Origin of the sequence: Paenibacillus sp., assembly GCF_035645235.1 — a bacterium.
In the GTDB taxonomy this organism is placed as follows: Bacteria; Bacillota; Bacilli; order Paenibacillales; family YIM-B00363; genus Paenibacillus_AE.
The window spans coordinates 1-8,251 of record NZ_DASQMZ010000085.1 but is presented as its reverse complement, the minus strand read 5'-3'; the positions used below and the strand labels follow the sequence as shown (position 1 = coordinate 8,251).

Below are 8,251 nucleotides of genomic sequence, written 5' to 3'. Positions count from 1 at the left end.
ACGCGCTCGTGCGGCATCGCGGCCGCGTTTTTCCGTTTCATACAAAATACATGCGGTTCGTACCGCTTTAATTGCCGCACCTCGCCATAAATGAACGTTTCGCTGAGCGGCAGGAAGACGGAACGAACGACGGCAATGCGCTTCAGAGGGCATACCTCCCTTCGGTCGTTGCTGTACTGTATGTCGAACCAAGGGTTCGCGTATAGACGTCTGCCGCCGGTCGCAGGACGTTTCTCCCGGCAATCGTTGCCGCTTTGCCCACGCCTTTCCGCGCGCGCCGCATAGGTTGTTGGGGAGAGAGGGTCGCCCGAAGGAGCGTGAGAACTACGGAAACCTGGATCGAACGCATCGAAAATGAATTCGGCTTCCGCATCGCATCGCGCGAGGTCATCAAAGACGGAAGCGCCGGCCGCGGCAACTTCGTAGCGAAGGCGGTGACCGCCGGCGGCGAGGCGTTCGCCGTGAAGAGTCTCTTCGAGACGCCGGAGCGGCAGCGGTTTATCGTCGAGTCGGAACGTCTGCTCGCGGAGCGCGGGGTGCCGCTCGCCCGGCCGCGGCAGACGCTGCGCGGCGAATGGATGTTCCTGCACGACGGCGCGCCGTATGCGCTGTACGAATGGGCGGACGGCGCAGGGGCGCCGCTCGCGGAGCCGGAGCAGTTGTACGCGATCGTCGAGCTGGCGGCGCGCTTTCATAAGGCGTCCGCCGCGCTCCCGTACCCGGAAGGGGTGAAGGCATACGATCACCCGGACTGGACCGAGGAGTACGAGGAGCGCCTGCTTTCGATGGAGCGCTGGTTGGACGCGCACGGCGGCGCGAAGCGAGGCAAGAAGCGCGTCATCGCCGACAGCGTGCCTTTCTTCGCGAAAGCGGGGAAGCGGGCGCTGAAGGCGCTAAGGAACAGCGAATACGCGGCGTACCGCGCGGGGCGTCTTGCGCCGCGCACGCTCGTGCACGGCGATCTCCATCACAACAACGTCATCCGGTCGGGGAAGACGCTGACGTTGATCGATTTCGAGGACGTCCGGTTCGACGCGCCCTCGAAGGACTTGCTACGCATCTACAGCATGTACACAAAGTCGCGCGCCTTCGACCCGGAGACGTTCCGCGACATGCTCGGCCGGTACGAGCGCGCGCACCCGCTGCCGAAGGAGCTCCGTCGCATCGTGCGGATCGACTTGGGGTTTCCCCACATTTTCGAACGGATGCTTCGCAAGAGGACATACCGCCGCATGAGCGAGGAGAAGGTGGCTTTCTTTCTGGAGCAGGAACGGAAGAAGGCGGAGTACGTCGGGGAGCGTTATCTGCAAGGCGAGGGCCGCGCGGGGAAGAGGGAGGAGCATCTATGAAACGCATCGCTTTCGTCCGCCTCCGGTACCTTCCGCCGTCGGAGACGTTCATCTACGGAGAGCTGAAACGGATTCGAACCGTGAAGCCGATCGTCTTCGCGCGCAAGCGGATGAACCTGAAGCGATTCCCTTACAAGCCGATCAGGCGGCTGCCGCGACGGCCCGCGGAAATCGCGCGCGCCTTCCGGCGCCGTCGCATCCGGCTCATTCACGCCCGCTTCGGCAACGCCGGGGTCAGCCTGCTGCCCGTCAAGAAGCGGCTCGGCATTCCGATGCTGACGTCGTTCCACGGGTTCGACTTGCCGGCGAAGCGGGATCCGCGGAACGGGTACCATCGGCGGCTGCCCGAGCTGTTCCGCAGCGGCGAGAAATTCACGGTGCCCTCGAGGCATATGAAGCGTAAGCTGATTCGGTGGGGCTGTCCTCGCCGCAAAATCAAAATCATGTACAGCGGCATCGACCTGGAGCGGTTCGCTTACGTCGAGCGGGAGCCGAAGACCGAAGGCGCGACGATCATCGGCGTCGGCCGGCTTCATAAGAAGAAAGGCTTTCGTTATTTGCTCAAGGCGTTCCGCATCGTGCGGCTCGCGCACCCGACCGCCCGGCTCGTCATCGTCGGCGACGGGGAGGAACGGCATGCGCTGAAGAAGCTGATTCGCAAGTGGGAGCTGAAAGAGCACGTCAAGCTGCTGGGCCATGTGCCGCATCCGCGGCTCACGGAGCTGCTGCGGCGCGCGGACGTCTTCTGTCTGCCGAGCTTGACGACGAAGGACGGCAATCAAGAGGGCATCCCGAACGCCTTGAAGGAAGCGATGGCGACGGGGCTGCCGGTCGTCTCCACGAAGCACGGCGGCATCCCGGAGCTCGTCGAGGACGGGATGGAGGGGCTGCTCGTGCCGGAGAAGAACGCGAAGCGGCTCGCCCGCGCGCTGCAGACGCTAATCGAGAATCCGGCGCTGCGCGAGGAGCTGGGGAAGCGCGGCCGCACGAAGGTCGAACAGCGTTTCGACGCGTCGAAGCAAGTGAAACGGTTGGAATGCATCTACAGTCGATTGCTGCGGAAGGGGAGATGAGCTTGTTTACGACCCATGGGGGGAGCGACGCTCCCGAGACGGCGGAGACGGAAGCCGCCGAAGCGCTGGTGACCGTCGTTATTCCGACGTACAACCGGGCGAAATTTATCGCGCGGGGCATCGAAAGCGTCCTGAAGCAAACGATGCCCCGCTGGAAGCTGCTGATCGTCGACGACGGCTCGAAGGATAAGACGGAGAAGGTCGTGCGCCGGTACCTGCACGATCCGAGAATCCGCTACGTAAAGCTGCGGAAAAACCGCGGCGTCTGCTACACGCTGAACCATGCGTTGTCGCTTGTCGATACGCCGTATTTCTCTCAGCTGGACGCAGACGACTGGTACGAGAACGACACGCTCGAGCATTGCCTGCGGAAGATGGAGAAAGGCGGCCGCAAACTGGCAATCGTGTACGGCAACGACAAGGTGTGGAAGGCGAAGCGAGGCGGCAAGCTGAAATATTTGGGGAAGAAAAAGAAGCGGCAAATTCGCGGGAAATACGACTTTATTACGTTCCATTCGATGATATACCCGCGATTTTACCGCACCGAGGCGCTCCGCAAAGTAGGCGGCTGGTCGACCCGCGTCCCGCAGGGCGGCCGCTTCGCCGAGGATCGCCAAATTTTGCTCAAGCTCGCCGGGCGGTATCGCTTCAAGGCGGTGCGCAAGGCGATTTACAACCGGCTCAACCATTCGAGCAACAATTCGCGCATCGAAAACCGGGATAAATACGCCAAAGTCACGCGCTACTTATACAAGAAAGCGCTGAAGCGGTGGGGCGATAAATACAGACCGGTCTTCATCTGGAAACGAGGCCGGCTGAAGGTCGGACGCCTCGTCCGCAAGCGATAACGACGGGAGGGCTAGAGGATGGAGGAACCGAAACCGCAACGCATGCTGACGACGCTCGAGGTCATTCGGCGCATCGCCAAAGCGCTCGAGGAGAAACGTCCGCTCTCCGTCGTGCGCGTCGGCGACGGAGAGAACATTTGCCTCGCGCAATATAAGGTGTGGTCGATCCGCAAGACGCTGAACACCCGGTGGGGGAAGCTGTCGAGGCGGACGAACTGGAAGGGCGTTCGACTGCCGAACGTCGAGCTGCGGGACCGGCTGATCGCTTCGATCAAAAGAGCCGACATCGTCGGCATTCCTTACGAGAACGACAAGGAAATTTTGGCGAAGCCGTATACGCTGCGCCCGTTGACGGACCGGTGCTTCCGGCGGTACAACATTCGCCCGAAGGCGGTGTGCCATACGTTCGTCAACCGGCACATGGTGGAATACGAAGAATTTTGGGAGATGCTGCGCGGGAAGAAGGCGGTCGTCATCTCCCGCTGGGCCGGCAATCTGAAGCGTTGGGTCGGAAAGAAATATAACGATTTCGACATCGACTTCACGAAGCTGATCCGCATTGACCGCTATGAGGAAATTTCGAAAGTGGTAGAGCGCATGAAGGGCGTCGAATGCGACATCGTGCTCATCTCCGCGGGCGTGAACGCCGTCATCTTGGCCGAACGGCTTGCGCGGGAACAAGGGCGCGTCGCGATCGACTTCGGCAAGTCGGCCGTCTTTATGGTGAAGGGCGACCGGAAGGTACGGCCGTGGCGTCCGCGCCGGGCGGATGCGAAATCGTCGGACGCGAAATCGGCGGGAGCGAAATCGGCGAACGTCGAGCGAGAATCGGAAGGAGGGGAAAGCGCATGAACGTCACCGTCATCGGCTCCGGCTACGTCGGCACGACGACGGCGCTCGTGCTGGCGAAGCTCGGGCATGCGGTCATCGGCTACGACGTCGACGAAGCGAAGGTCGACAAGCTGAATCGGGGCTTGCTGCCGTTCCGGGAGCCGGGTCTCGAGGAACTGCTTCACGAGCTGCTGGAGGACGGCAAAATCGTCTTTACGGCCGACGGACGGACGGCGGTGGAAAGCAGCGAGTTGCTAATGATCGCCGTCGGCACGCCGTCGGCCAAGGACGGCAACGCCGATTTGAAATACGTCCGTGCGGTGCTGGATACGATCGCGGCTTATATTAACGGGCCGAAGATCGTCATTACGAAGAGCACCGTGCCGATCGGCACGAACCGCTGGATCAAGGAACGGCTCGCCGCTAGGATCGACGTCGCCCGCACGCCGGTAGACGTCGTGTCCAATCCCGAATTTCTGCGGGAAGGAAGCGCGCTGCACGATTCGCTCCACCCGACCCGCACCGTCGTCGGGGGCGACAATCCGGTCGCCGTGGAGCAGGTGAAGCGGCTGTATGCGGCGCTGCCGACGACCTGCTTCACGTGCGGTTACGAAACCGCCGAGCTCATTAAGTACGCGTCGAACGGTTTTCTTGCCGCTAAGATCTCGTATATGAACGAAATCGCGCGGCTCGCCGAGGTCGTCGGCGCGGACGTGACCGGCGTCGCCGAAGGGATGGGGATGGACCCGCGCATCTCGCCGCTGCATCTGTCGGCCGGCATCGGCTACGGCGGTTCGTGCTTCCCGAAGGACGTCGCCGAGCTGCTGCATCTGGCGAAGCGCAAAGACGTGAAGCTGCGGCTTTTGAAGCAGACGAAGCGGGTCAACGATACGCAAATCGATTGGTTCGTCAAGAAGATGGAGGCGGCCGGAGCGCTGAAGGGGAAGAAGGTGCTCGTGCTGGGCGCGGCGTTCAAGGAGGATACGGACGATCAGCGAGAGTCGCCCGGCATCCGCTTGATCGAGACGCTGCTGAGGCGCAAGGTCTGGGAAGTGCGCGTGCTCGATCCGACGGTGGCTTCGCCGAAGGATCTCCGTTGGACGACGCCGCGCGGACCCCGGCGCAAGGACCGCGTACGCGTCGTGTCGGATGCGGCGTCGGCGGCGGACGGCGTGCATGCGGTCGTGTTGACGACGCCGTGGAAGTCGTTCCAGACGCTGCCTTGGCGGGAATGGGCGCAGTCGGCGGCGACGCCGCATCTGTTCGACGGGCGCAACTTCCTCGACCCGTCCAAGATGCAGGAAGCCGGTTGGACGTATGCCGGCGTAGCGAGGGGGAGCGCGCGATGAAGATCGTGGTGACCGGCGCCGCCGGCTTTATCGGCTCCCATCTGTGCGAGACGCTGCTTGAGGAAGGCTATGACGTCGTCGGCATCGACCATCTCGACCGTCATGCCGGGGTCGCCGCCGCGGCGAAAGGCGACAACCTGCGGGACGTCTTGGGGCACCCGCGGTTTCGCTGGCTGTCGGCGAACTTGTTGGACGTCGACCTCGACGCGCTGCTCGCGGACGCGGAAGCGGTCTTCCACCTCGCGGGTATCGCCGGCGTCCGGGCCAGCTGGGGCGACTCGTTCGCCGACTATCTCGACGCCAACGTGCTGCTGACGCAGCGGGTGCTCGAAGCGTGCAAGCGATCGAAGTCGCTGCGCAAGCTCGTGTACGCGTCGTCGTCGTCCGTCTACGGGGGCGGGAACGGGTCGATCAGCAGCGAGACGTCGCCGACCCGGCCCATCTCCCCTTACGGGCTGACGAAGCTCGCGGGCGAGCAGCTATGCCACATCTACCATCACGAATTCGGTGTGCCGTACACCGCGCTGCGGTATTTTACGGTATACGGCCCGCGGCAGCGTCCGGATATGGGCTTCCACCGCTTCATGCGCGCCGCCTTGTTCGACGAGCCGATCCCGGTGTACGGCGACGGCAATCAGACGCGGGACTTCACGTACGTGAGCGACTTGGTGCGCGCCAACGTCGCGGCGATGCGCTACGGCAAGCATGGCACCGTCTTTAACGTCGGCGGCGTCGAGACGGCGTCCGTGAACCAGGTGCTCGCGATCCTCGAGCGCCTCGCGGGGCAGCCGCTGCGCATCGAGCGGCTGCCGGGGCAGCCCGGCGACCCGTTCGCGACCCGCGCCGACGTCAGGCTGGCGAAGCGGGAGCTCGGGTATTCGCCGGTGGTGACGCTCGAAGCCGGGATGGCGAAGATGTGGGCGTATATTCGACGTTTTTACGGGAAGGGGGAGACGCCGTGATCGGCATGATGTATCCGCGCGACTTGATCGCGCGGCTCATGAGGGGCGGTCGTTCCTTCGAGAAGCCGGCGCTTTACGTGGCCGCCGCTCGCGAGCTCGGGGAAGAGATGTGGTTTTTTTCCCTGGCCGACGTCGATTGGAAGCGCGGCACGGCGCGCGGCTGGAACGGCGTCGACCCGGTATGGCAGCGGCGCCCGATCCCTGAGGTGATCCTGAACCGGACGCGGACGACGCGTCCGTCGGCGCGGCGCGCCATCCTCCGGCTGAAGCGGATGGGTAAGCTCGTCCGCAACGAGCGCAACGTCGTCTCGAAGCTGACGATCCACCGGATTCTCTCTCGCGACGAATCGCTCCATCCGCATCTGCCGGAGACGGCGTCGCTGTCGTCCCGGGCCGTCGCGGAGCTGCTGGGGCGCAACCGCAGCTTATATTTGAAGCCGAGCCGGGCGTCGGTCGGCAACGGCATCATCCGCATCAGCAAGGCGGCGGACGGGACGTACGCCGAGGTGAACCGGCTCGGGCGGACGATTCGCCGGCGCGTCGGCGCGAACGGCATCGTTCGCTTGATCGGGAAACGCCGGCGCCGGAGTTACCTGGTTCAGCAAGGCATCCCGCTGATGAAGTACGACGGCCGGCCGGTCGACTTTCGGGTTTCCATCCAGAAGGGCGAGGACGGCCGCTGGCAGTACACGGGCATGGTGGGCAAGGTCGCGCGCAAACGGGCGGTGGTGACGAATTTGCACTGCGGCGGGCAGTCGATGAAGGCGTCGGCGTTATTCGAAGCCTGGGGCTGGGACGCGTCGGCCGTCGAGGCCCGGGTCGCGGCGCTCGGCCTCCGGGTCGCCGAGGCGCTCGAGCGGTCGCTGCCGGGGATCAGCGATCTCGGTCTCGACATCGCGCTGGACGACGCGGCGCATCCCTGGTTTATCGAAGCGAATTTCCGCGATCTTCGGATTACGTTCCGCGACGCGGGCGAGCGCGAGACGTGGGCGTCGACGTTCCGGACGCCGGTGCGGCACGCGGTGTACCTGCTTCGCGCAAAGAACGGGGGCGCGGCGACATGAACGGGATGATCGACGAATCGTTGTCGGCCATGGTGAAATCGCAGGAGCAGCTGGCGCGGTCGCTGCAGGCGGAGAGCGTTATCGCGGGCCGAATGGCGAAGCTGCTGCGTCGCGTCAAAGGCGACGAATTGCGCAGGCGCGGGGGCGAGTCGTACACGGAGGCGGAGCAGTCGGTAGCGCGCGAAATCGCCGCATATGTGCACGGCATCGCCGATTTCGAGCACGCGCTGGCGGATCACGTCAAATTCGCCATCAAAGAGCTTCGGATCGCGGAAGAGGAGTAATCCGGGAAGCAAGGATCGAACAGGCGAAAGGGAGGAGGAACGGCGATGTCGGCTAGAACGAAAGCGGCGCTGCGCATGCTCGCCGCTTCGGCCCATATGCAGTGGAGCGCGGCGGACCTGCTGGAGGCGAAGGCGACGGAGATGGAGACGCTGCGGGACTGGGTGTTGGAATCGGCGAAATTCGGCGCAGGGGACGACGCCAATGCGTTCGTAGCCCAATCGTGCGAATTCCATATGCAGCTGATCGAGCTGCTGCAGGGCATGACGAAGCTGGAAGCGGGGCTGGCCTCGCATCTGAAGCTGCTGATCGAGGAAGAGGAGGCGCTGCCGTTCGGGGGCGGCGATCTGCTGGCGGACGGGGGCGGCGGTCTATGAACGAATTCGAGGCTCGGCGCTCGATCGCGAGCGATTACGTCGCTGCGCTGCTGCGCAGCCGCGCGGCCGTCGACCGCATTCTCGCCTGCGTCGCGGACGTCGCCGAGCGCGACGCC

General features: G+C 64.0%; 9 protein-coding genes. All 9 read left to right on the top strand.

Translation table 11 applies throughout. The features are described 5' to 3' along the window. Nucleotides 1-317 precede the first annotated feature (317 nt). From VEZ38_RS08060 to VEZ38_RS08020, 9 genes are read left to right on the top strand one after another with little or no spacing between them, the layout of a single operon-like run. Complete coding sequence (locus tag VEZ38_RS08060; RefSeq protein ID WP_324892836.1) at nt 318-1,349, top strand: phosphotransferase; 1,032 nt, start codon at nt 318-320, stop codon at nt 1,347-1,349. Beyond that, a complete protein-coding gene (locus VEZ38_RS08055; protein ID WP_324892835.1) occupies nt 1,346-2,422 on the top strand; it encodes a glycosyltransferase in 1,077 nt (358 codons plus the stop codon). The genes VEZ38_RS08060 and VEZ38_RS08055 overlap by 4 nt, the downstream gene beginning before the upstream one ends. 2 nt (nt 2,423-2,424) lie before the next feature. Then, on the top strand, nt 2,425-3,270 hold the full coding sequence (locus VEZ38_RS08050) for a glycosyltransferase family 2 protein (protein WP_324892834.1): 846 nt from the start codon (nt 2,425-2,427) through the stop codon (nt 3,268-3,270). Nucleotides 3,271-3,288: 18 nt separating this feature from the next. Continuing rightward, nucleotides 3,289-4,122 carry a GT-D fold domain-containing glycosyltransferase gene (locus VEZ38_RS08045; RefSeq protein WP_324892833.1) on the top strand — a complete coding sequence of 278 codons (834 nt, stop codon included), beginning with the start codon at nt 3,289-3,291 and terminating at the stop codon, nt 4,120-4,122. Beyond that, a complete protein-coding gene (locus VEZ38_RS08040; RefSeq protein ID WP_324892832.1) occupies nt 4,119-5,450 on the top strand; it encodes a UDP-glucose/GDP-mannose dehydrogenase family protein in 1,332 nt (443 codons plus the stop codon). The genes VEZ38_RS08045 and VEZ38_RS08040 overlap by 4 nt, the downstream gene beginning before the upstream one ends. Beyond that, nucleotides 5,447-6,412: an NAD-dependent epimerase/dehydratase family protein gene (locus VEZ38_RS08035; RefSeq protein ID WP_324892831.1), complete on the top strand. Its 966-nt coding sequence runs from the start codon at nt 5,447-5,449 to the stop codon at nt 6,410-6,412. The genes VEZ38_RS08040 and VEZ38_RS08035 overlap by 4 nt, the downstream gene beginning before the upstream one ends. 5 nt (nt 6,413-6,417) lie before the next feature. Further along, on the top strand, nt 6,418-7,476 hold the full coding sequence (locus VEZ38_RS08030) for a YheC/YheD family protein (RefSeq protein WP_324892837.1): 1,059 nt from the start codon (nt 6,418-6,420) through the stop codon (nt 7,474-7,476). Continuing rightward, entirely contained in the window at nt 7,473-7,760 is a 288-nt protein-coding gene (locus tag VEZ38_RS08025; protein WP_324892830.1) for a hypothetical protein, read from the top strand. The genes VEZ38_RS08030 and VEZ38_RS08025 overlap by 4 nt, the downstream gene beginning before the upstream one ends. Nucleotides 7,761-7,805: 45 nt before the next feature. Then, on the top strand, nt 7,806-8,135 hold the full coding sequence (locus tag VEZ38_RS08020; protein ID WP_324892829.1) for a restriction endonuclease subunit S: 330 nt from the start codon (nt 7,806-7,808) through the stop codon (nt 8,133-8,135). The last annotated feature ends 116 nt before the right edge of the window (nt 8,136-8,251 follow it).

Excerpts from the sequence above, each read along its gene's own strand:
- VEZ38_RS08035 (WP_324892831.1), top strand. The coding sequence starts at position 5,447 with ATGAAGATCGTGGTGACCGGCGCCGCCGGCTTTATCGGCTCCCATCTG.
- VEZ38_RS08025 (WP_324892830.1), top strand. The coding sequence starts at position 7,473 with ATGAACGGGATGATCGACGAATCGTTGTCGGCCATGGTGAAATCGCAG.
- VEZ38_RS08055 (WP_324892835.1), top strand. The coding sequence starts at position 1,346 with ATGAAACGCATCGCTTTCGTCCGCCTCCGGTACCTTCCGCCGTCGGAG.
- VEZ38_RS08030 (WP_324892837.1), top strand. The coding sequence starts at position 6,418 with ATGATGTATCCGCGCGACTTGATCGCGCGGCTCATGAGGGGCGGTCGT.
- VEZ38_RS08020 (WP_324892829.1), top strand. The coding sequence starts at position 7,806 with ATGTCGGCTAGAACGAAAGCGGCGCTGCGCATGCTCGCCGCTTCGGCC.
- VEZ38_RS08040 (WP_324892832.1), top strand. The coding sequence starts at position 4,119 with ATGAACGTCACCGTCATCGGCTCCGGCTACGTCGGCACGACGACGGCG.
- VEZ38_RS08045 (WP_324892833.1), top strand. The coding sequence starts at position 3,289 with ATGGAGGAACCGAAACCGCAACGCATGCTGACGACGCTCGAGGTCATT.